Genomic DNA, 20,301 nt, shown 5'->3' with positions numbered 1-20,301 from the left:
AAGGATCGACTGTGCCCACGATCGGTGTGCTCGCTCTCCAGGGAGACGTGCGCGAACACGCGCGCATGCTTCAGGAGTCGGGCGCCACGGCCATCACCGTCCGCAGGCCCGCCGAGCTGGACGCGGTCGACGGCCTGGTCATCCCCGGCGGCGAGTCCACCACCATGTGGAAGCTGGCCGACATCTTCGACCTGCTCGAACCCCTGCGCGTGCGGATCAAGGAAGGCATGCCCGCCTACGGCTCCTGCGCCGGCATGATCATGCTGGCCGACAGGATCCAGGACGGCATCGAGGGCCAGCAGACCATCGGCGGCATCGACATGGTCGTCAGGCGCAACGCCTTCGGCCGCCAGGTCGACTCCTTCGAGTCCGATCTGGACTTCGCCGGAGAGCGCGTACGCGCCATCTTCATCAGGGCACCGTGGGTCGAATCGGTCGGCGCCGGCGTCGAGGTGCTGGGCAGGGCCGAGCCTGGAGATAGGATCGTCGCGGTCCGTCAAGGGCCGCTGCTCGCGACGTCGTTCCACCCCGAGCTGACCGGGGACACTCGCGTGCACCGTTACTTCGTAGACATGGTGAGGGAGCTCTAGGGAATGTCCGGCCACTCCAAATGGGCGACGACGAAGCACAAGAAGGCCGCGCTCGACGCCAAGCGCGGCAAGCTGTTCGCCAAGCTCATCAAGAACATCGAAGTGGCGGCACGGACCGGCGGCCCCGACCCGGACGCCAACCCCACTCTCTTCGACGCCATCTTCAAGGCGAAGAAGAACTCCGTGCCCAACGACAACATCGAGCGGGCGCGCAAGCGCGGCGGCGGCCTCGAGGCCGGCGGCGCCGACTGGCAGACCATCATGTACGAGGGCTACGCGCCGGGCGGGGTCGCGGTGCTCATCGAGTGCCTCACCGACAACCGCAACCGCGCCGCCTCCGAGGTCAGGGTGGCGCTCACCCGCAACGGCGGCTCGCTGGCCGACCCCGGCTCGGTGTCGTACATGTTCAACCGCAAGGGCGTCGTGATCGTCCCCAAGAACGGCCTCGACGAGGACACCGTGCTCATGGCGGTGCTCGACGCGGGCGCCGAGGAGGTCAACGACCTCGGCGACTCCTTCGAGGTGCTGTCCGAGGCCGGCGACCTCGTCCCGGTCCGCAAGGCGCTGCAGGAGGCCGGCATCGACTACGACTCCGCCGAGTCGAGCTTCGTGCCCACCATGACCGTGCCGCTCGACGAGGAGGGCGCCAAGAAGGTGTTCCGCCTCATCGACGCGCTGGAGGACAGCGACGACGTCCAGAACGTCTTCGCCAACTTCGACGTCTCCGACGAGATCCTGGCGGCGATCGAGGCCTGACCGGCGCCCCCGGCCGGCGGCCCGCCGTCGCCGTTAATCGTTCGCGGGCCGCCGGGAGCACTGCGTAGGTTGTGCATCGTGGAAATCCGTGACCTCACTCCCGATGACCTCGACGACGTCCTCGACCTCCGCAAACGCTCCTTCGGCCCCATCTCCGCCTCCGACGCCGAGAGATGGAGGAAGGCGGTCGGGCCCACGCTCGACGAGGGCCGCTACCTCGGCGTGTTCGACGGCGCCAGGCTGGCCGCCTCCGCCCGGCTGCGCCGGTTCACGCAGTGGTGGCACGGCAGGCCCCAGCCGATGGCCGGTGTCGCCGGCGTCACCGTCAACCCCGAGGACCGCGGGCGCGGCGTCGGCACCGCGATCATGCGTGCCGTCGTCGACAGGGCCGCCGCGCTCGGCGACGCCGTCTCGGCGCTCTACCCGGCCACCACGCCCCTCTACCGCGCCGTGGGGTACGAGCACGCCGGCGCCCAGCACGTCGTGACGCTGCCCACCGCCGCGCTGCGCGAGATCCGCCCGTCCGCGCAGGTCAAGCTCCGCAGGATGGGCGCCGCCGACGCCGCCGAGGTGATCGCGGTGCTGCACCGCGTCCACGCCGCCTCGCGCGCGAGCGGCCCGGTCTCGTGGGACGAGCACACCTGGGGCGTCTGGCTCGCCAACGAGGACGACTTCCTGTACCTGGCCGACGACGGCTTCGTCGTCTACCGCTGGCAGGACGGCGACATCGTCGTCGACAACCTCGTCGCGGGCTCCGAGGAGACCGCGCGGGCCCTGTGGTCGATGGTCGGAAGCGCGTCCACGGTCGCCGGCAAGGTAACCGCGGCGCTCGCCCCCGACGACCCGGTGCTGTGGCTGCTGCGCGAGCGTTCGAAGGACGTCGTCGAGCAGAGGCGCTGGATGTTCCGCGTCCTCGACGTGCCGGCCGCCGTGGAGCGCAGGGGCTACCCGTCCGTCGTCGGCGGGGAGGCCGTGATCAGGGTCGACGACCCGCTCAGGGGCGGCGGCACGTGGCGGCTGGCGTTCTCCGGCGGGTCCGGCGCCGCCACCCCGTCCACGGGCGACGGGCCCGCCATGACGGTCAACGGATTCTCCGCGCTGTACGCGGGCGTGCCGACGTCCACGCTGCGCCTGAGCGGCCTGCTGACGGGCGACGACCGGCACGACGAGCTCCTCGACGCCGTCTTCGCCGCCAGGCCCCACATGCTCGACTACTTCTGACCCGCCTCCCGAGAGGAGGCCGCCGCACCGGGCGGCCTCCTCTCGCGTTTCACGGTGCGCGGGGCGTCGCCGCCGGGGTAAAGTCCTGTGCCGAACAGATGTTCGGCGACAGGGGAGGGCGTGCCGGTGCGCGTGATGGGCGTCGACCCGGGGCTGACCCGGTGCGGCCTGGGGGCGGTCGAGGGGCGTCCGGGCGCGCCGCTGAAGCTGGTGGCGGTCGGCGTGGTGCGCACCGGGGCCGACGAGGAGCTCGGCAGCCGCCTGGTCGGCATCGAGGCGGGCATCGAGCAGTGGCTCGACGACGTCAGGCCCGACGCCGTGGCGGTCGAGCGGGTGTTCAGCCAGCACAACGTCCGCACCGTGATGGGCACCGCCCAGGCGGCCGGCATCGCCGTGCTGTGCGCCGCCAGGCGCGGGCTGCCGGTCGCGCTGCACACGCCGTCCGAGGTGAAGGCGGCCGTCACCGGCAGCGGCACCGCCGACAAGAAGCAGATCGGCGCGATGGTCACCCGCCTGCTGCGCCTGACCGAGATGCCCAAGCCCGCCGACGCCGCCGACGCGCTCGCCCTGGCCATCTGCCACGTCTGGCGCGGCGGCGTCCAGCACCGCCTCGCCCAGGCGGTCGCCAGGGCCGCGCGGAAGGACGTCACGCGGTGATCGCGTCGGTGAACGGCACGGTGGCGGCCATCGCCCCCGACGCCGCGGTGATCGAGGTCGGCGGCGTGGGCGTCCTGACCCACTGCACGCCGGGCACCCTGGCCACGCTCCGGGTGGGCGAGCAGGCCCGCCTGGCCACGTCCCTGGTGGTGCGCGAGGAGTCGCTCACCCTGTACGGCTTCGCCACCGACGACGAGCGGGCCGTGTTCGAGCTGCTCCAGACCGCGAGCGGCGTGGGCCCGAAGCTGGCGCTGTCCATGCTCGCCGTCCACACGCCGAACGCGCTGCGCGTCGCCGTGGCGAGCGCCGACCTGAAGGCGCTCACGAAGGTGCCCGGCATCGGCCAGAAGGGCGCCCAGCGCATCGTCCTCGAACTGAAGGACCGCCTCGGCACGCCCGAGGAGGCCGTCACGGCGGCGCTGCACGGCGAGACGCGGGCGGCGCTGTGGCGCGAGCAGGTCCACTCGGGCCTGGTCGGGCTGGGCTACTCCGGCAAGGACGCCGACGAGGCGGTCGCCGCCGTCGAGCCGCAGGCCGACGCCGACCTCGCCGCGGGCCGCCAGCCCCAGATCGCCGCGCTGCTCAAGGCGGCGCTGCGGGCCCTGAGCGTCCGATGACCGCCCACCCGAGCGTCCGGGCGGGGGCGCGGAGGGCGGAGCGGCAGGAGATCGTACGGGTGGCGAGCATCAGGGTGAGGAGGGCAGGACGTGGGGTTTGAGCGGGAGCTCGTGTCGCCGGACGCCGAGGGCGACGAGCTGCAGATCGAGGCGGCGCTGCGCCCGAAGCGGCTGGCCGAGTTCATCGGGCAGTCGCGGGTGCGCGAGCAGCTCTCGCTCGTGCTGGAGAGCGCGCTGCGCAGGCAGCGGCCCCCCGACCACGTGCTGATGAGCGGCTCGCCCGGCCTGGGCAAGACGACGCTGGCGATGATCATCGCGGCCGAGCTGAGCGCGCCGCTGAGGATCACGTCAGGGCCCGCGCTGGAGCGCGCGGGTGATCTCGCGGCCATCCTGTCGACGCTGGCCGAGGGCGAGGTGCTGTTCATCGACGAGATCCACCGGATGTCGCGTCCGGCGGAGGAGATGCTCTACCTCGCGATGGAGGACTTCCGCGTCGACATCGTCGTGGGAAAGGGGCCGGGGGCCACCGCCATCCCGCTGGACATCGCGCCGTTCACGCTGGTCGGGGCCACGACGCGGGCGGGCCTGCTGCCCGCGCCGCTGCGTGACAGGTTCGGCTTCACCGCCCACATGGACTTCTACGAGGTGTCCGAGCTGGAGCAGGTGCTGCACCGTTCGGCGAAGCTGCTCGGCGTCACGCTGCCGCAGGAGGGCGCGCACGAGATCGCCAGGCGCTCGCGCGGCACGCCCCGCATCGCCAACCGCCTGCTGCGCCGGGTGCGCGACTTCGCCGACGTCCGGGCCGACGGCATGGTCGACCGCGACGTCGCGTCCGCCGCGCTCGACCTGTACGAGGTCGACGCCGAAGGGCTCGACCGGCTCGACCGGGCGGTGCTCGGCGTGCTGCTGAGGAAGTTCGGCGGCGGGCCCGTCGGCCTGTCCACGCTCGCGGTGGCGGTGGGGGAGGAGCCGGAGACCGTCGAGGTGGTGGCCGAGCCGTTCCTCGTGCGGCAGGGCCTGCTGGCCAGGACCCCGCGCGGGCGGGTGGCCACGGCGGCGGCCTGGACGCATCTCGGCCTGACGCCGCCGCCCCACGCATTCGGCGCCGCGCCCGTCGAGTGATCACAGAACGGTTGCAACCATTTCAAATTGGGAACTTCCCCGCGCGCCAAAACGCTGCTTCGTTGCCGCGTTTCGCAACAACCGCCTACACTCCGTGGCTTGGCTGGCTGTGTAGGCTGACGGGCTGAGCGGCGCGGCCCGATGCCACGCACGGAATTTCCGGCGCCAGGCCGGTGTCAACTCCTTGTACGACTATGGAAGGTCGCCCCTGATGGACACGGGACAACTCACAAGCTTCCTGCCGCTGGTCCTGCTGGTGGTGGTGTTCTACTTCCTGCTGATCCGTCCGCAGCGCAAGCGTCAGCAGGAAGCCGTCCAGATGCAGAACTCCCTGACCACCGGGGCCCGTGTCATGACCACGACGGGCCTGTTCGGCACCGTGGTCGCGGTGGACAATGAGGACGTGATCCTTGAGGTCGCCCCCGGCGTCGAGACCCGCTGGGTGAAGGCCGCGATCGGCCGTGTCGTCACGCCGGGTGACGCTCCCGCCGAGGAGCCCGCCGAGAGCGACAGCGAGACGTCGGCGGAGCGCGACGGCGATCAGGGCACCGACAACAAGCAGTCCTGACTAAGCTCTGCGACAAACCCCTATCTGAGAGAATCGACGACCAGTGGCCCGACCGACCAGCCGCCACAGCCGACCAGGGCGCACGCTCCTGGTGCTGCTGGCGCTCATCCTCGCCCTGGGCGGGACGATGTTCCTGCAGAAGGCGTTCACGCCGAAGCTGGGGCTCGACCTCGCCGGTGGCACGACGGTGACGCTGTCACCCGTGACGCAGAACGGCGCGGCTCCTCCCGAGGAGATCCTCGACCGCGCGGTGAACATCATCCGCGACCGCGTCAACGGCACCGGCATCTCCGACGCCGAGGTCGCCAAGTCCGGCGACAACATCATCATCTCCATCCCGGGCGTCGGACAGAGCGAGGCCATCAAGCTGGTCGCCACCACGGCGGAGCTGCGTTTCCGCCAGGTGCTCGCCATGCAGGCCACGCAGGTCCCGCAGAACCTGTCCACCGAGGCGCCCACCCCGGGCGCCTCGCCGTCGGCCTCGGCGACCCAGTCCGGCCAGCCGAAGAGCTCGCCGTCGGCGGGCGCGCCGAGCGCCTCCCCCACGGGCAAGGCGCTGTCGTCGGCGCTGACGGCGCCGACGCCGTCGGCCACGCCGACCAGCACCCCGGCCAGGCGTGACACCAAGACGCAGAACGAGCAGGCCCGCTCCGGCCAGGACGGACAGCGCCAGACCGGGCAGCAGCAGAACGGGCAGCGTCAGGCGGGCAACAAGCGCGAGGCCAAGGCCACTCCCACACCGAGCGCCTCGCCGAGCGCGAAGCCCTCCGACGATCCCAACGCCGGCATAGACACCCAGGGCATCGACCCCGCCGTGCTGCAGCAGTTCCACAAGCTCGACTGCAGCGACCCCGCCAAGCGCGGCCAGGGCGTCCAGGACGACCCGAACAAGCAGTACGCGGCCTGCGAGAGCGACGGCAGCGCGAAGTACGTGCTCGACGTCGCCAAGGTCGTCGGCACCGACATCGACACCGCGTCGTCCGGCATCCGCCAGGGCACCACCGAGTGGGTCGTCCAGCTCGACTTCAAGAGCAAGGGCGCCGAGGCGTGGGCCAAGCTCACCCAGACCGCCTACAACTCGCAGGAGCCGCGCAACAAGGTCGCGGTCGTCCTCGACGGCGTCGTCATCACCGCCCCGAACATCCTCGGCCCGATCCCCGGCGGCCGCGCCGAGATCACCGGCGGCTTCGACCAGAAGAGCGCCACCGACCTCGCCGAGCAGCTCAAGTACGGCGCGCTGCCGCTGAAGTTCCAGCGCAGCTCGATCGACACGGTCTCCTCCACCCTCGGCCAGGACCAGCTCATGGGCGGTCTGATCGCCGGCATCATCGGCCTCGGCCTGGTTGTCGTCTACTCGCTGCTGTACTACCGCGGCCTCGGTCTCGTCGCGGTGCTGAGCCTCGTGGTGGCCACGGTCATCACGTACACGTCGGTCGTGGTGCTCGGGCACAACGCCGGGTTCCGGCTGTCGCTGCCGCACATCATCGGCCTGGTGGTCTCCATCGGCATCACCGCCGACTCCTTCATCGTCTACTTCGAACGCATCCGTGACGAGATGAAGGAGGGGCGGCGCTCGCTGCGCTCGGCCGTCGAGGTGGCGTGGGTCCGCGCCAGGCGTACGATCCTGATCGCCGACGCCGTCATGTTCATCGCCGCGGTCGTGCTCTACTTCCTGGCGGTGGGCGGCGTGGCCGGGTTCGCCTTCGCGATGGGCCTGACGACGCTCATCGACATCGTGGTGGTGTTCCTGTTCACCAAGCCGTTCATCGCGCTGCTGGCGAGGCTGAAGTTCTTCGCCAAGGGGCACCCGCTGTCCGGTCTGGACGCCGAGCGCATGAGCGCCGACTCCACCGGCCGCACGACCACTCCGCAGGAGGCCTGAGATGGGACTGGGGCGCCGCCTCTACCGAGGTGAGATCGACGTCGACTTCGTCGGCCGCTGGAGGCTCTGGTACAGCCTGTCCGGTCTCCTGCTGGCCGTCTCGCTCGCCGGTCTGCTGTTCAACGGGCTCAAGCTGGGCGTCGAGTTCACGGGCGGCTCGGTGTTCTCGTTCAAGGCTCCGACCGCGAGCATCGAGCAGGTGCGCGACGCCTTCAAGGAGGAGGGCGTGCACCAGCCGATCGTGCAGACGGCCGGCGAGCGGTGGCGGGTCACCACCGAGACGCTGTCCGAAGGCACGATGAACCAGGTGCAGGGCGCCATCGCCAAGGACTTCAGCGTCGCCGTCGACGACGTCGACATCCAGTCCATCGGCGCGTCCTGGGGCGGCGAGGTGTCGACGAAGGCCCTGTGGGGCCTCGGCGTCTTCATGCTCGCGATCATCCTTTACCTGTCGATGGCGTTCGAGCCGAAGATGGCCCTCGCCGCCATCGTCGCGCTCTTCCACGACCTCGTCATCACGGCCGGCGTCTACGCGTGGACCGGGTTCGAGGTCACGCCGGCGACGCTGCTGGGCTTCCTGACCATCCTCGGTTACTCGCTCTACGACGCGGTCGTGGTGTTCGACATGATCAAGGAGGTCACGGCCAAGCTCGGCACGACCTCGAAGATGACGTACTCGATGGCGGCCAACAACGCGCTGAACCACACGCTGATCCGGTCGCTCAACACCTCGCTCGTCGCGATCCTGCCCGTGGCGGCGATCCTGTTCATCGGCACCACGCTGCTCGGCGCGGGCACGCTGAAGGACCTGTCGCTGGCCCTGTTCGTCGGCATGATCGTCGGAACGTACTCGTCGCTGTGCGTCGCCACGCCGCTGCTGGTGACGCTGAAGGAGCGGGAGCCGAAGTACCAGGCCATCGCCAGGAGGCTCGCCTCCACGGGCGGCGGCAAGGGCGGCTCGAAGGGTTCCAAAAGCGCCGCGGTAGCCAAGGGCTAGCCGGCGCCCCGTCCGACGCCTCGTCAGACGCCTCCGCCCCGCAGGGGTGGGGGCGTCGGCGTGTGCGGGCCCCGGGATGCCGCTGTGCGGGGCTGCAGGCGGCGCAGCGTCCCCGGCGGGCGCGGGTCGTACGGGGGGAGAGGCGGACGCCCGGCCCGGTCCCGCAGGGCGCCGCTGAGCCCCGCCGCGGGCCGGGCGTGCGACGCAGGCGGCCGGATCCGCCATCATGAGGGCTGGAGATTGCAGAAGGAGCGCGATGAGCGAGTTGTCCACGGTGATCCTTGACCGCATCAGGGATGTCGCCGACTACCCCAAGCCGGGCGTGATGTTCAAGGACATCACCCCGCTGCTGTCCGACCCCGTGGCGTTCACGGCCGTGGTCGACGAGCTGGCCGGGCTCCACCAGGTCGACAAGATCGTGGGGATCGAGGCGCGCGGGTTCATCCTGGCGGCGCCCGTGGCCTACCGGGCGGGCGCCGGGTTCGTCCCGGTGCGCAAGAAGGGGAAGCTGCCGGCCGCCACCCTGGAGGAGTCCTACGACCTCGAGTACGGCTCGGCGACGATCGAGGTGCACACCGACGCGTTCGCCCCGGGCGACAGGGTGCTGATCGTCGACGACGTGCTGGCCACGGGCGGCACGGCGAAGGCGGCCGTGGAGCTGGTGGAGCGGGCGGGCGCCCACGTCCTCGGCATCGCCGTGCTGATGGAGCTGGCGTTCCTCAGGGGACGCGACCGTCTGGACGGCGTCGACGTGCGCTCTCTCGTGGTCGTGTGACTCCGCCCGCAGGCGGAGTACGGCGGGCTGGATACACTGAGGCATCTGGACTCGAACGTGAGGAGTCTGAGTGCCCCGTGATGTGGTCGTGCCCGACGTAACAGACGGCGGAAATGCCGACACGCCCGGCACCCCGGCGGTGCGCCGGCGGCGGTTTGGGGGTGGGGCCATGAACCCGGTGCTGGAGCCGCTGTTCAGAACGGTCCGCGCCACCCATCCCAAGGCCGACCTCCGGCTGATCGAGCGCGCCTACGACGTGGCCGCCCACCACCACCGCGACCAGAAGCGGAAGTCGGGCGACCCGTACATCACGCACCCGCTCGCGGTGGCGACGATCCTCGCCGAGCTCGGCACCGACGACGAGACCCTGTGCGCGGCGCTGCTGCACGACACGGTCGAGGACACCGCCTACAGCCTCGACGAGCTGAGGCACGACTTCGGCGACACGATCGCCTCGCTCGTCGACGGCGTCACCAAGCTCGACAAGGTCAAGTTCGGCGACGCGGCGCAGGCCGAGACGGTGCGCAAGATGGTCGTGGCGATGTCGCGCGACATCCGGGTGCTGGTCATCAAGCTGGCCGACCGGCTGCACAACATGCGCACGATGCGGTACCTGCCGGAGCACAAGCGCCACCAGAAGTCGCGCGAGACGCTGGAGATCTTCGCGCCGCTGGCGCACCGGCTGGGCATGAACACCATCAAGTGGGAGCTGGAGGACCTCGCGTTCGCCATGCTCTACCCCAAGCGCTACGACGAGATCGCGCGCATGGTGTCGGAGCGGGCGCCCCGCCGGGACCTGTTCCTGCAGGAGGTCATCGAGAAGGTCTCCGGCGACCTGCGCGACGCGAAGATCCGCGCGGTGGTGAAGGGCAGGCCGAAGCACTACTACTCGGTCTACCAGAAGATGATCGCCCGCGACGTGGCGTTCGACGACATCTACGACCTGGTGGGCATCCGTGTGCTGGTCGACACGGTGCGCGACTGCTACGCGGCGCTGGGCACGATCCACGCGCGGTGGAACCCGGTGCCCGGCCGGTTCAAGGACTACATCGCGATGCCCAAGTTCAACATGTACCAGTCGTTGCACACGACGGTCATCGGGCCCGAGGGCAAGCCGGTCGAGCTGCAGATCCGTACGCACGCGATGCACCACAGGGCCGAGTACGGCGTCGCGGCCCACTGGAAGTACAAGGAGGAGGTCGGCACCGCCGCGCAGGGCAAGGTCAAGCCGGGCAACGACATGGCCTGGCTGCGCCAGCTCCTCGACTGGCAGAAGGAGACCTCCGACCCGGGCGAGTTCCTGGAGTCGCTGCGTTTCGACCTGTCGGTCTCCGAGGTGTACGTGTTCACCCCGAAGGGCCAGGTCATCGCCCTGCCCGAGGGGGCGACACCGGTCGACTTCGCCTACGCCGTCCACACCGAGGTGGGTCACCGCTGCATCGGCGCCCGCGTCAACGGGCGGCTGGTGCCGCTGGAGTCGCGGCTGGGCAACGGCGACACCGTCGAGATCTTCACCTCGAAGTCGCCTGACGCGGGGCCGTCGCGCGACTGGCTGAAGTTCGTCAAGTCGGGCCGCGCCCGCAACAAGATCCGGCAGTGGTTCTCGAAGGAGCGCCGCGAGACCGCGATCGAGGCGGGCAAGGAGGCCATCGGCCGGGCCATGCGCAAGCAGGGCCTGCCGCTGCAGCGGCTGATGTCGGGCGAGACGCTGCTGGCGCTCGCCCGCGACCTGCACTACGCCGACGTGTCCGCCCTGTACGCGGCCGTCGGCGAGGGCCACATCGCGGCGCAGACGGTGGTGCAGAAGCTGGTCGCCTCCATCGGCGGGGTCGAGAGCGCCGAGGAGGACATCGCCGAGACGTCGCTGCCGACGAAGCTGCGCGGCCGGCCGCGCGGCGGCGGTGGCGCGGGCGTGGTGGTGGCGGGCGACGCCGACGTGTGGGTACGCCTGTCGAAGTGCTGCACGCCGGTGCCGGGCGACGAGATCGTCGGTTTCGTGACGCGCGGCCACGGCGTGTCGGTGCACCGCGCCGACTGCACGAACGTCCAGCAGCTCAAGACGCAGCCCGACCGGCTGGTGGAGGTGAGCTGGTCGCCCAGCGAGGACAGCGTGTTCCTGGTGGCCATCCAGGTCGAGGCGCTCGACCGGCCACGCCTGCTGTCCGACGTCACCCGTACGCTGTCCGACCAGCACGTGAACATCCTCAGCGCCTCGGTCACGACGTCCCGCGACCGGGTGGCGATCAGCAGGTTCACCTTCGAGATGGGTGACCCGAAGCACCTGGGGCACGTCCTGAAGGCGGTGCGCGGCATCCAGGGCGTCTTCGACGTCTACCGGGTGAGCGGCGCGGGCGGCTGACCCGCCCCGCCCCCGGTCAGCGGGGGCGGAGGTCGGGGAGGTTGACGACGACGGCCTCCTGCGTGCTGCGGGCGATCACCACGACGGCCTCCACCTCCGGGTCGGGGTTCTCCTCCCTGTGCGGCGTGTACGGCGGCACGAACACGTAGTCGCCCGGCCTGGTGTCGAGGCGTACCTCCCGCTCGCCGTCGAGGAAGACGAACGACGGGGTGCCGCTGACGACGTAGATCGCGGTCTCGGAGGCGCCGTGGTGGTGGTCGGACGAGCGGGTGGCGGGGGCGACGTGGGTCTGGCCCATCCAGAGCCGGTCGGATCCGGCGGTGGCGCCGCTGACGGCGGCGAGCCTGCGCATGCCGGAGCTCTGCGCGGTGTCGCCTGAGAGCGATTCTGCGGCGATGTGGCGCAGGGGCCGGTGGAAGGGGTCGCCTTCGGCCCGGTAGCCCTCCCAGAGGCGCCCTCCGGCCCGTTCGAGCACGTCGGAGGCGATGGCGGACAGGGCCGCGTCGTCGTGGTGGGCGGCGGCGAGGCGTTCCGCGAGCTCGGGGTCGCGGGCTCGCAGGGCGCGCAGCAGCCACTTGCCTCCGCCGCGCCAGGCGGGCCCGGTGTCGAAGGCGGTGTCGAGCGCGACCTTCGCGGTCTCCATGAGCAGGGTGGAGCGGATGAACGCGAGCTCGCCCGGGTCGGTGGCGCCCTTGAGGTCGTCGAGCAGGTCGGACAGCACGTAGCGGGCCCGCTCGCGCGCCGCCCGGCCGAGCTCGGGAGGGCCCTGCTCCAGCCGCCGGCGCAGCGTGGCCCGCAGCGCGTCGGCCCGGCCGCCGCTGCGGTCGGCCAGCACGACGCCGTACGCGCACAGGTGGGCCAGCACGGGTTCGCGCCTGGCGAAGTCGCGCTCGGCGTACTCCGCGAGCGACGTCTCGCCGTGCACGAGCAGCTCGACGGGCAGCCCCCGCCACAGTCTGGACTCCCGGTGGGGCCGCGTCAGGCCTTCGACGACCACGACCACGTCGAGGTCGGAGGTGGAGGTGCGGCGCTCGGTGATCGCGCTGCCGCCGAGGAAGGCGTAGAGCGCGTCGGGGAACAGCTCGTCGAGCAGGGCACGAGCGGCGCTCACAGGGTCCATGGCGCCACCCTAGCCCGCCGCGCCCCGCAGGAGGCGGGCGCGGCGGGGGGAGGGGATCAGCTGAACTCGGCGAGCGTGCGCTCGGCCTCCTCCAACCAGGAGCGGCGGGCGGTCAGCGCCTCCTCGGCCTCCTTGACGTCCTTGGCGCGGCCCGCGGCCTGCGCCTTGGACAGCCGCTGCTCCAACTGCTCGATCGAGGCGCGGAGCTGGTCGACCGTGCTCTGGGCGCGGGCCCTGGCCTCGGGGTTGGAGCGCTTCCACTCGGCGTCCTCGGCCTTGCGCACGGCCTCGTCGATCCTGCGCAGGCCGCCTTCGAGGCGGTCGCGCTGGTCGCGCGGCACCGGCCCGGCGGCCTCCCAGCGCTCCAGGATGCCGCGCAGCACGGCCCTGGCTGCCCTGGCGTCGGTGACCGGGACGATCTTCTCGGCCTCGGCCAGCAGCTCCTCCTTGGCCTGCGCGTTGGCCGCGAGCGAGGCGTCGCGCTCGGCGAAGACCGCGGAGCGGGCCTGGAAGAACTGGTCCTGGGCGGCCTTGAAACGGCCCCACAGTTCGTCCTCGACCTCGCGCGAGGCGCGGCCGGCGGCCTTCCACTGCTGCATGAGGTCGCGGTAGATCGCCGCGGTCTGGCCCCAGTCGGTGGAGCCTGCCAGCTCCTCGGCCTCGGCGACGATGCGCTCCTTGGCCGCGCGGATGCCCTCGCGCTGCTCGTCCAGGCCGGCGAAGTACTGCTTGCGCCGCTTGGCGAAGGCGGTGCGCGCCGCCGAGAGCCGCTTCCACAGCGTGGCCTCGGTCGCCCTGTCGATGCGGTCGGCGGCCTTCCACTCCTCGACGAGCTGGCGCAGCCGCTCGCCGCCGGACTTCCAGTGGGTGGTCTCGTCGGCGATGCGCTCGGCCTCGGCGACGATGCGCTCCTTGACCGCCCGCGCCTCGGCCCTGGCGTGCTCGCGGGCCGCCTTGAGCTCCTCGCGGCGCTGGGCGACCAGCGCCGTGAGCGCGTCGAGCCGGCCCTTCAGCGCGTCGAGGTCGCCGACGGCATGAGCCTCGGCGACGGCCTCGCGCAGCTTGACGATGCTCGCCTCGGCCTGGGCGGGCGCGAGGTCGGTGCCGCGCACCCGCTGTTCGAGGAGCGTCACCTGACCGGCCAGCTCGTCGTACTTGCGATGGAAGTAGGCCAGCGCCTCTTCGGGTTCACCGGCCTGCCAGGACCCGACGGCCCGCTCTCCCTCAGCCGTTCGCACGTAGACGGTGCCGTCGTCGTCTACCCGGCCCCACGGGTCGGTGCTCACCGTGTCCTCCCGCACTCTCCATCAGACCCTTCGGGACTGCTTTCGTCCCTTGTTTGTATTACGTCAGCTCTTGCCAGCGATTGTCACGTCTTTGATTTCCACGGTCTGCTTGGGCGCCCCGGTCCCGTCCTGCATGGGGGTGATGACGCCCGCTTTGTTCACCTTGTCCAGGATGTCGAGCCCCTTGGTGATCGTACCCACAGGGGTGTAATCAGGGGTGAGGTCGAGTTTGCCGTAAACCAGGAAGAACTGGCTGCCGGTGCTGCCGGGGGCCTGCGTCTTGGCCATCGCCATGGTGCCCCGCGTGTACGTGGCGCCGTCGAGGTTCTCCTCCGCCATGACGTAGCCGGGGCCGCCCGCGCCGTCCTGGCTCTTGCCGTCGGCCTTGGCCGTCGGGTCGCCGCACTGCAGCATCGGGAACCTGTCGCTGCCCAGGCGGTGGCACTTGCTGCCGTCGTAGTACTTCTTGGCGGCCAGATGCTCCAGCGAGTTGACCGTGCACGGGGCCTTGGCGTTGTTCAGCTCGACGACGATGTCGCCCAGATTGGTCTTGATCGTCATCGTCTTGGTGGCGGGCTTCAGCTTGACCTCGGCCGGGGGCATGCCGACGTCCTTGACCGTGCCGCCCGACTGGTCGGCCACGTAGCCGCAGGTGCCGGTGGCGGCGTCGTACGGCTTCGGGCCCGCGGCGGGCGAGGCCGCCGCGTCCTTCGTGGCGGCCGACGCCTGCGGGGAGGCGGCCGCGCTCGTCTGGTCGCCGCCGCCCCCGCCCAGGAGGGCGACCGCGGCCACGATGCCGCCGACCACGACGACGACGCCCACGCTGGAGCCGATGATCGCGGCGCGCTTGGCCTGCTGCTCGCGCTCCTGGCGGCGCTTGAGCTGCCGCTCGTGGTGCTCGCGTGCCAGCTGCTTCTGACGGTCCTTGCCCGTGGCCACCGCTTTGCCTCCCGTAGTCAATCAACTGAGGTGGGCGAATCGTATCGGCCAACGGGTGATGATTCGCAGCCCGGCGACCCGCACCGGTACCCTTCGGTTACATTCCCATTGGCTTTTCGACGAGATCACCTGAGGCAGATGCTCATCGCAGGCTTCCCCGCAGGGGCCTTCCAGACCAATTGTTACGTCGTCGCGCCCGCCGCGGGCGAGGAGTGCGTGATCGTCGACCCGGGCCAGGACGCCGTCGAAGGCGTCGACGAGCTGCTGCGCGAGCACCGGCTGAAGCCCGTCGCGGTCCTGCTCACCCACGGCCACCTCGACCACGTCTGGTCGGTGGCCCCGGTCTGCGGCGCCCGTGACGTCCCCGCGTGGATCCACCCCGAGGACCGCCACCTGCTCAGCGACCCCGCCGCGGGCTTCCCGCCCACGGGCGGCGCGCTGTTCGGCGGCATCACCCTGAGCGAGCCCGACGACGTGCGCGAGCTGTCCGACGGCGCCGTCCTGCCGCTGGCCGGCATGGAGCTGGTCGTCGACCACACGCCGGGCCATACCAGGGGGTCCGTGAGCTTCAGGCTGCCCGGCGACCAGGTGATGTTCTCCGGCGACCTGCTGTTCCGCGACTCCATCGGACGCTCCGACCTTCCCGGCGGCGACTACCCGACGCTCCTGCGCAGCCTCGCCACCAAATGCCTGCCGCTGCCTGACGATACGGTCGTCCTGCCGGGCCACGGACCACAGACCACGATCGGCCGCGAGCGCGCCTCCAACCCGTACCTGAAGGAAGCGGCGCCGCTCGCCGGTCCCACACGAGGGATCTAATGAGCTTCCAAGCACCCAAAGGCACCTTCGACTGGCTGCCGCCCCGCTCGGAGCGGGTCCTCGCCGTGCGCGAGGCGCTCGTCGCCCCGGTGCGGCGGGCGGGTTACGGCTACGTCGAGACACCCGTCTTCGAGGACACCGAGCTGTTCAAGCGGGGAGTCGGTGAGTCCACCGACGTCGTGACGAAGGAGATGTACACCTTCCCCGACAAGGCGGGCCGCTCGCTGACCCTGCGCCCCGAGGGCACCGCGCCCGTGGTGCGCGCCGTGCTGCAGCACAACCTGCACACCGGCCAGCTCCCGGTCAAGCTCTGGTACTCCGGCAGCCAGTTCCGCTACGAGCGCGCCCAGCGGGGCCGCTACCGCCACTTCTGGCAGGTCGGCGCCGAGGCGCTGGGCGCCGAGGACCCCGCGCTCGACGCCGAGCTGATCGTGCTCGCCGTCCGCGGCTTCGCCTCGCTCGGGCTGAGGAACGTCACGCTCCTGCTCAACTCGCTGGGCGACAAGGCGTGCCGCCCCGCCTACCGCGCCGCGCTGCAGGAGTTCCTGCGCGGGCTCGACCTCGACGAGGAGACCAGGGCGCGCATCGAGATCAACCCGCTGCGGGTGCTCGACGACAAGCGGCCCGAGGTCCAGGCCCAGCTCGGCGGCGCGCCCCTGGTCGTCGACCACCTGTGCGCGGCCTGCAAGGCGTACCACGAGGAGGTGCGCGGCCTGCTCACGGCGTCGGGCGTGGCCTTCGAGGACGACCCGAGGCTGGTGCGCGGGCTCGACTACTACACCCGCACCACCTTCGAGTTCGTGCACGGCGGGCTCGGCTCGCAGTCGGCCGTCGGCGGCGGCGGCCGCTACGACGGGCTCAGCGAGATGCTGGGCGGCCCGCCGCTGCCCAGCGTGGGCTGGGCGCTCGGCGTCGACCGCACGTTCCTCGCCATGGAGGCCGAGGGCCTGCTGTCCGACACCGCCGACGCCCGCGTCCAGGTGTACGGTGTCCCGCTGGGTGACGACGCCCGCCGGCGCATGTTCCTGCTCGTGTCCGAACTGCGCGAGGCAGGCGTCAGCGCCGACATGGCGTTCGGCGGCAAGGGGCTCAAGGGCGCGATGAAGGGCGCCGACCGCTCGGGCGCCAGGTTCGCCCTGATCCTGGGCGAGCGTGACCTCGCGGCGCAAGCCGTGCAAGTGAAGGACCTGACCACCGCTGAGCAGACCGAGGTGCCGCTGGCCCAGGTCGTGGACGTCTTGAAAGGGAAAGTGCAGTGATCCGCACGCATACGGCAGGGTCGCTCCGTGAGGAGCACGCCGGCCAGCAGGTGACGCTCGCAGGCTGGGTGGCGCGCCGCCGTGACCACGGCGGGGTCGTCTTCATCGACCTGCGCGACGCCTCGGGCTCGGCGCAGGTGGTCTTCCGCGAGGAGGAGCACGCCCACGACCTGCGCGCCGAGTACTGCGTGCGGATCGTCGGCTCGGTCAGGCCGCGTCCCGAGGGCAACGAGAACCCCGAGCTGCCCACCGGCCGCATCGAGGTCGTGGCCGAGCAGGTCGAGGTGCTCAGCGAGTCGGCGCCGCTGCCGTTCCCGATCGAGGGCAACGTCGGCGTCTCCGAGGAGGCCCGGCTGAGGTACCGCTACCTCGACATCCGCCGCCAGCAGGTGGCCAACGCGATGCGGGTGCGCTCCAAGGCGACGTACCTGGCCAACGAGGTGATGCACGAGCTCGGCTTCGTGTACGTCGAGACGCCCACGCTCACCAGGTCCACCCCCGAGGGCGCCCGCGACTTCCTCGTGCCGGTGCGCCTGCAGCCCGGCAACTGGTACGCCCTGCCGCAGTCGCCGCAGCTGTTCAAGCAGCTCCTGCAGGTGGCCGGCCTGGAGCGCTACTACCAGCTCGCCAAGTGCTACCGCGACGAGGACCTGCGCGCCGACCGCCAGCCGGAGTTCACGCAGATCGACGTCGAGATGTCCTTCGTCGACCAGGAGGACGTCATCGCGGTCGGCGAGAAGCTGATCGGCCGGCTGTGGAAGGAGATCCTCGGCTACGAGATCCCCATGCCGCTGCCGCGCATGACGTACGCCGACGCGATGGCCCGCTACGGCTCCGACAAGCCCGACCTGCGCTTCGGCCAGGAGCTCGTCGAGATGACCGACTACTTCGCCGGCACGTCGTTCCGCGTCTTCCAGGCCGAGTACGTCGGCGCCGTCGTCATGCCGGGCGGCGCGTCGCAGACCCGCAAGGAGCTCGACGGCTGGCAGGAGTGGGCGCGCAGCCGCGGCGCGAAGGGCCTCGCGTACGTGCTCGTGCAGGAGGACGGCACGCTCGGCGGCCCGGTCGCCAAGAACCTGTCGGAGGACGAGATCTCCGGGCTGGCCGCCAAGGTCGGCGCGAACCCGGGCGACGCGGTCTTCTTCGCCGCCGGCGCGCGGGGCGCCTCCCGCGACCTGCTGGGGGCGGCCCGGCTGGAGATCGGCCGCCGCTGCGGCCTGATCGACGAGTCGCAGTGGTCGTTCCTGTGGGTGGTCGACGCCCCCATGTTCGAGGAGGACGGCGAGGGCGGCTGGACGGCCGTGCACCACCCGTTCACCGGCCCGAAGCCGGAGTGGGCCGACACCTTCCAGGACCACCCTGGCGAGGCCCTGGCGTACGCGTACGACATGGTCTGCAACGGCATGGAGATCGGCGGCGGCTCGATCCGTATCCACCGGGCCGAGATGCAGCAGCGCGTCTTCGACGTGCTCGGCATCTCCAAGGAGGAGGCGGAGAGCAAGTTCGGCTTCCTGCTGGAGGCGTTCAAGTACGGCCCGCCCCCGCACGGCGGCATCGCCTACGGCTGGGACCGCGTCTGCATGCTGCTGTGCGGCGGCGACTCGATCCGCGACGTCATCGCCTTCCCGAAGACGGCGTCCGGCTTCGACCCGCTCACGGGCGCGCCGACGCCCATCACGTCCGAGCAGCGCAAGGAGGCGGGCGTCGACGCCCAGCCGAAGTCCCTGTCCTGACGGGCCGCGCGGAACGTGAGGGGGCGGGCGCCGCGCGGCGCCCGCCCCCCTTCGCGTTCCCGCGTGCCGCTCAGCTCACTTGAGCGTGACCCGCTCGATGACGATCGGGTTCTTCGGCGCGGTGGAGCCGCCGTCGCCGGTGATGTCGTCCTTGTTGACGAGCACGCCGTCCTTCGCCACCCGCTCGATGATGTCGAGGCCGGAGCGGACCATGCCGAGCACGGAGTACTGCGGCTCCAGCTGGCCGTTCTCGTCGGAGAGCGAGATGGCGAACTGGCTGCTGTTCTGCCCGGCCGCGTCGGTGGGCTGGGTGAGGAACACGACGCCCTTGGTGTAGGGGATGACGCCGACGTTCTCGTCGCCGAAGGTGTAGCCGGCGGTGCCCTGGCCGTCGGTGGGGTTCTTGCCGTCGGCCTTGGCCTGCGGGTCGCCGCACTGCAGCAGGAACAGGCCGGACACCTCGGGCGTCACCAGGCGGTGGCACTTGGTGTTGTCGTAGAAGTGCTTCTTCGCCAGGAAAGCCATCGAGTTGACCGAGCACGGCGTGGCGTTCGGGTCGACGTCGATGACGATGTCGCCGTGGTTCGTGGAGACCGTCATGGTCTTGATCTTGAGGTTCGGCTTGCTTCCTGGCAGCCCCACGAACTTGTGCGGGGCGGAGTCGTCGCGCTTGTACGTGCAGTTCACCGAGCCCGGCTTGACGGGGGTGCTGCTCGGCAGGGCCGTGGGCGGCGGCTCGGAGGCGGAGGGCGACGGCGTGCTGGCCGCCGCGACGGGGGTGGAGTCCTTGCCGAAGGCGGTGGTCGCCGCGTAGATGCCACCGGCCACCACGAGGAGGGCCACGCCCGCGCCGATGAAGGTGTTCCGCCTCGCCTTCGCGGCCTGCTCGGCCGCGCGCTTCGCCTGCCGCTCCTTGTGCTCTCGCGCCAGCTCGCTCTGGCGGTCGTCGCCGCTCAAGGGTATGTCCTCCATCTTTGCCGACACATGACCAAATAACTCCGCGAATGCTACCGGCCCTGAAATGTGCCGGATGTAAGTGACGGTTGGTGCGCCGGGGCCGGAGAACCTTAGGCTGCTGCCAGACGTAGTTGAAAGGACTACTAAAAGGAGCGGCCCATGTTCGACCAGATCCTCGGCCTGCCCGCGCACGCGCTGATCATCCACTTCGCCGTGGTGCTGACGCCGCTGCTCGCCGCCGTGTCCGCCGGGTACGCGCTCGTGCCCCGCTGGCGTCCCGCCACGGCCTGGGCCGTCGCGCTGCTGTCCGTGGCCACGCCGGTGGCCGTCCTCGCCGCCAAGGAGAGCGGCGAGCGGCTCAAGGAGGGCCGCTTCTCCGCCGTCACGGGGCCGCTCGCCGAGCGCATCGAGGCGCACGAGAGCTTCGCCGACCCGCTGCTGCTGTCGGCCGCCGGGCTCGCCGTGGCGTCCCTGGCGCTGGTCCACGCCACCAGGCCCGCCCGCGGCTCCGTCGGCCCCGACCGCTACGGCAGGCCCGCCACGCTGGCACTCGCGGCCGTGACCGCGCTGCTCGCTGCGGTGGCCCTCTTCTTCGTCTTCCAGGCCGGGGACAGCGGAGCGAGAGCCGTATGGGCCGTGTAATC

19 protein-coding genes are annotated in these 20,301 nt (G+C 71.1%); 15 read left to right on the top strand and 4 right to left on the bottom strand.

Annotated features, from left to right (window positions below; genetic code table 11):
- Nucleotides 1–11 precede the first annotated feature (11 nt).
- The 11 genes from pdxT to BMX74_RS35945 all read left to right on the top strand — a co-directional run bounded on the left by pdxT (nt 12) and on the right by BMX74_RS35945 (nt 11,544).
- Nucleotides 12–590 (top strand): pyridoxal 5'-phosphate synthase glutaminase subunit PdxT, encoded by a 579-nt coding sequence (pdxT, locus tag BMX74_RS35995; RefSeq protein ID WP_055505560.1) that lies wholly within the window; start codon nt 12–14, stop codon nt 588–590.
- Nucleotides 591–593: 3 nt separating this feature from the next.
- Nucleotides 594–1,346 carry a YebC/PmpR family DNA-binding transcriptional regulator gene (locus BMX74_RS35990; protein WP_055505559.1) on the top strand — a complete coding sequence of 251 codons (753 nt, stop codon included), beginning with the start codon at nt 594–596 and terminating at the stop codon, nt 1,344–1,346.
- Between the two features lie 78 nt (nt 1,347–1,424).
- Nucleotides 1,425–2,567 carry a GNAT family N-acetyltransferase gene (locus tag BMX74_RS35985; RefSeq protein ID WP_055506285.1) on the top strand — a complete coding sequence of 381 codons (1,143 nt, stop codon included), beginning with the start codon at nt 1,425–1,427 and terminating at the stop codon, nt 2,565–2,567.
- Nucleotides 2,568–2,693: 126 nt separating this feature from the next.
- A complete protein-coding gene (gene ruvC, locus BMX74_RS35980; RefSeq protein ID WP_055506284.1) occupies nt 2,694–3,224 on the top strand; it encodes a crossover junction endodeoxyribonuclease RuvC in 531 nt (176 codons plus the stop codon).
- Nucleotides 3,221–3,841: a Holliday junction branch migration protein RuvA gene (ruvA, locus tag BMX74_RS35975; protein ID WP_091104993.1), complete on the top strand. Its 621-nt coding sequence runs from the start codon at nt 3,221–3,223 to the stop codon at nt 3,839–3,841. The genes ruvC and ruvA overlap by 4 nt, the downstream gene beginning before the upstream one ends.
- A 90-nt stretch (nt 3,842–3,931) precedes the next feature.
- Entirely contained in the window at nt 3,932–4,963 is a 1,032-nt protein-coding gene (gene ruvB / locus BMX74_RS35970) for a Holliday junction branch migration DNA helicase RuvB (RefSeq protein WP_055505557.1), read from the top strand.
- A gap of 211 nt (nt 4,964–5,174) precedes the next feature.
- Entirely contained in the window at nt 5,175–5,531 is a 357-nt protein-coding gene (yajC, locus tag BMX74_RS35965) for a preprotein translocase subunit YajC (RefSeq protein ID WP_055505556.1), read from the top strand.
- Between the two features lie 43 nt (nt 5,532–5,574).
- Nucleotides 5,575–7,413, top strand: a complete 1,839-nt coding sequence (secD, locus tag BMX74_RS35960; RefSeq protein WP_236714911.1) for a protein translocase subunit SecD — start codon at nt 5,575–5,577, stop codon at nt 7,411–7,413.
- Between the two features lies 1 nt (nt 7,414).
- A complete protein-coding gene (gene secF / locus BMX74_RS35955; protein WP_055505554.1) occupies nt 7,415–8,410 on the top strand; it encodes a protein translocase subunit SecF in 996 nt (331 codons plus the stop codon).
- Between the two features lie 256 nt (nt 8,411–8,666).
- Nucleotides 8,667–9,185 (top strand): adenine phosphoribosyltransferase, encoded by a 519-nt coding sequence (locus tag BMX74_RS35950; RefSeq protein ID WP_055505553.1) that lies wholly within the window; start codon nt 8,667–8,669, stop codon nt 9,183–9,185.
- 169 nt (nt 9,186–9,354) lie between these two features.
- Entirely contained in the window at nt 9,355–11,544 is a 2,190-nt protein-coding gene (locus tag BMX74_RS35945) for a RelA/SpoT family protein (protein WP_055505552.1), read from the top strand.
- 16 nt (nt 11,545–11,560) lie between these two features.
- On the opposite strand, the gene BMX74_RS46015 is transcribed toward BMX74_RS35945, so the two are convergent.
- The 3 genes from BMX74_RS46015 to BMX74_RS35930 form a co-directional block, all read right to left on the bottom strand.
- Entirely contained in the window at nt 11,561–12,664 is a 1,104-nt protein-coding gene (locus BMX74_RS46015) for a cupin domain-containing protein (protein WP_236714910.1), read from the bottom strand.
- 56 nt (nt 12,665–12,720) lie between these two features.
- Nucleotides 12,721–13,950: a DUF349 domain-containing protein gene (locus BMX74_RS35935; RefSeq protein WP_055506282.1), complete on the bottom strand. Its 1,230-nt coding sequence runs from the start codon at nt 13,948–13,950 to the stop codon at nt 12,721–12,723.
- Between the two features lie 63 nt (nt 13,951–14,013).
- Nucleotides 14,014–14,889, bottom strand: a complete 876-nt coding sequence (locus tag BMX74_RS35930; RefSeq protein WP_055505551.1) for a peptidylprolyl isomerase — start codon at nt 14,887–14,889, stop codon at nt 14,014–14,016.
- Nucleotides 14,890–15,027: 138 nt separating this feature from the next.
- On the opposite strand from BMX74_RS35930, the gene BMX74_RS35925 reads away from it, so the two are divergent.
- The 3 genes from BMX74_RS35925 to aspS are packed head-to-tail and all read left to right on the top strand — an operon-like array spanning nt 15,028 to nt 18,700.
- Nucleotides 15,028–15,708, top strand: coding sequence for an MBL fold metallo-hydrolase (locus BMX74_RS35925; RefSeq protein WP_055505550.1), 681 nt, complete (start codon nt 15,028–15,030; stop codon nt 15,706–15,708).
- Nucleotides 15,708–16,967, top strand: a complete 1,260-nt coding sequence (hisS, locus tag BMX74_RS35920) for a histidine--tRNA ligase (RefSeq protein ID WP_055505549.1) — start codon at nt 15,708–15,710, stop codon at nt 16,965–16,967. The genes BMX74_RS35925 and hisS overlap by 1 nt, the downstream gene beginning before the upstream one ends.
- Complete coding sequence (gene aspS / locus BMX74_RS35915; protein ID WP_055505548.1) at nt 16,964–18,700, top strand: aspartate--tRNA ligase; 1,737 nt, start codon at nt 16,964–16,966, stop codon at nt 18,698–18,700. The genes hisS and aspS overlap by 4 nt, the downstream gene beginning before the upstream one ends.
- A 75-nt stretch (nt 18,701–18,775) precedes the next feature.
- On the opposite strand, the gene BMX74_RS35910 is transcribed toward aspS, so the two are convergent.
- Nucleotides 18,776–19,657, bottom strand: a complete 882-nt coding sequence (locus tag BMX74_RS35910; protein ID WP_055505547.1) for a peptidylprolyl isomerase — start codon at nt 19,655–19,657, stop codon at nt 18,776–18,778.
- A gap of 159 nt (nt 19,658–19,816) precedes the next feature.
- Here BMX74_RS35910 and BMX74_RS35905 point away from each other — a divergent pair, with 159 nt between their 5' ends.
- Nucleotides 19,817–20,299, top strand: coding sequence for a DUF2231 domain-containing protein (locus BMX74_RS35905; protein ID WP_055505546.1), 483 nt, complete (start codon nt 19,817–19,819; stop codon nt 20,297–20,299).
- The last annotated feature ends 2 nt before the right edge of the window (nt 20,300–20,301 follow it).

It is taken from the genome of Nonomuraea pusilla (genome assembly GCF_900109355.1).
Classification (GTDB): Bacteria; Actinomycetota; Actinomycetes; order Streptosporangiales; family Streptosporangiaceae; genus Nonomuraea; species Nonomuraea pusilla.
Note: the sequence above shows the minus strand (reverse complement) of the source record. Positions and strands in the feature narration are given on the sequence as shown.

Excerpts from the sequence above, each read along its gene's own strand:
- BMX74_RS35990 (WP_055505559.1), top strand. The coding sequence starts at position 594 with ATGTCCGGCCACTCCAAATGGGCGACGACGAAGCACAAGAAGGCCGCG.
- yajC (WP_055505556.1), top strand. The coding sequence starts at position 5,175 with ATGGACACGGGACAACTCACAAGCTTCCTGCCGCTGGTCCTGCTGGTG.
- secF (WP_055505554.1), top strand. The coding sequence starts at position 7,415 with ATGGGACTGGGGCGCCGCCTCTACCGAGGTGAGATCGACGTCGACTTC.
- BMX74_RS35950 (WP_055505553.1), top strand. The coding sequence starts at position 8,667 with ATGAGCGAGTTGTCCACGGTGATCCTTGACCGCATCAGGGATGTCGCC.
- BMX74_RS35945 (WP_055505552.1), top strand. The coding sequence starts at position 9,355 with ATGAACCCGGTGCTGGAGCCGCTGTTCAGAACGGTCCGCGCCACCCAT.
- BMX74_RS46015 (WP_236714910.1), bottom strand. The coding sequence starts at position 12,664 with ATGGACCCTGTGAGCGCCGCTCGTGCCCTGCTCGACGAGCTGTTCCCC.
- BMX74_RS35925 (WP_055505550.1), top strand. The coding sequence starts at position 15,028 with ATGCTCATCGCAGGCTTCCCCGCAGGGGCCTTCCAGACCAATTGTTAC.
- hisS (WP_055505549.1), top strand. The coding sequence starts at position 15,708 with ATGAGCTTCCAAGCACCCAAAGGCACCTTCGACTGGCTGCCGCCCCGC.
- BMX74_RS35905 (WP_055505546.1), top strand. The coding sequence starts at position 19,817 with ATGTTCGACCAGATCCTCGGCCTGCCCGCGCACGCGCTGATCATCCAC.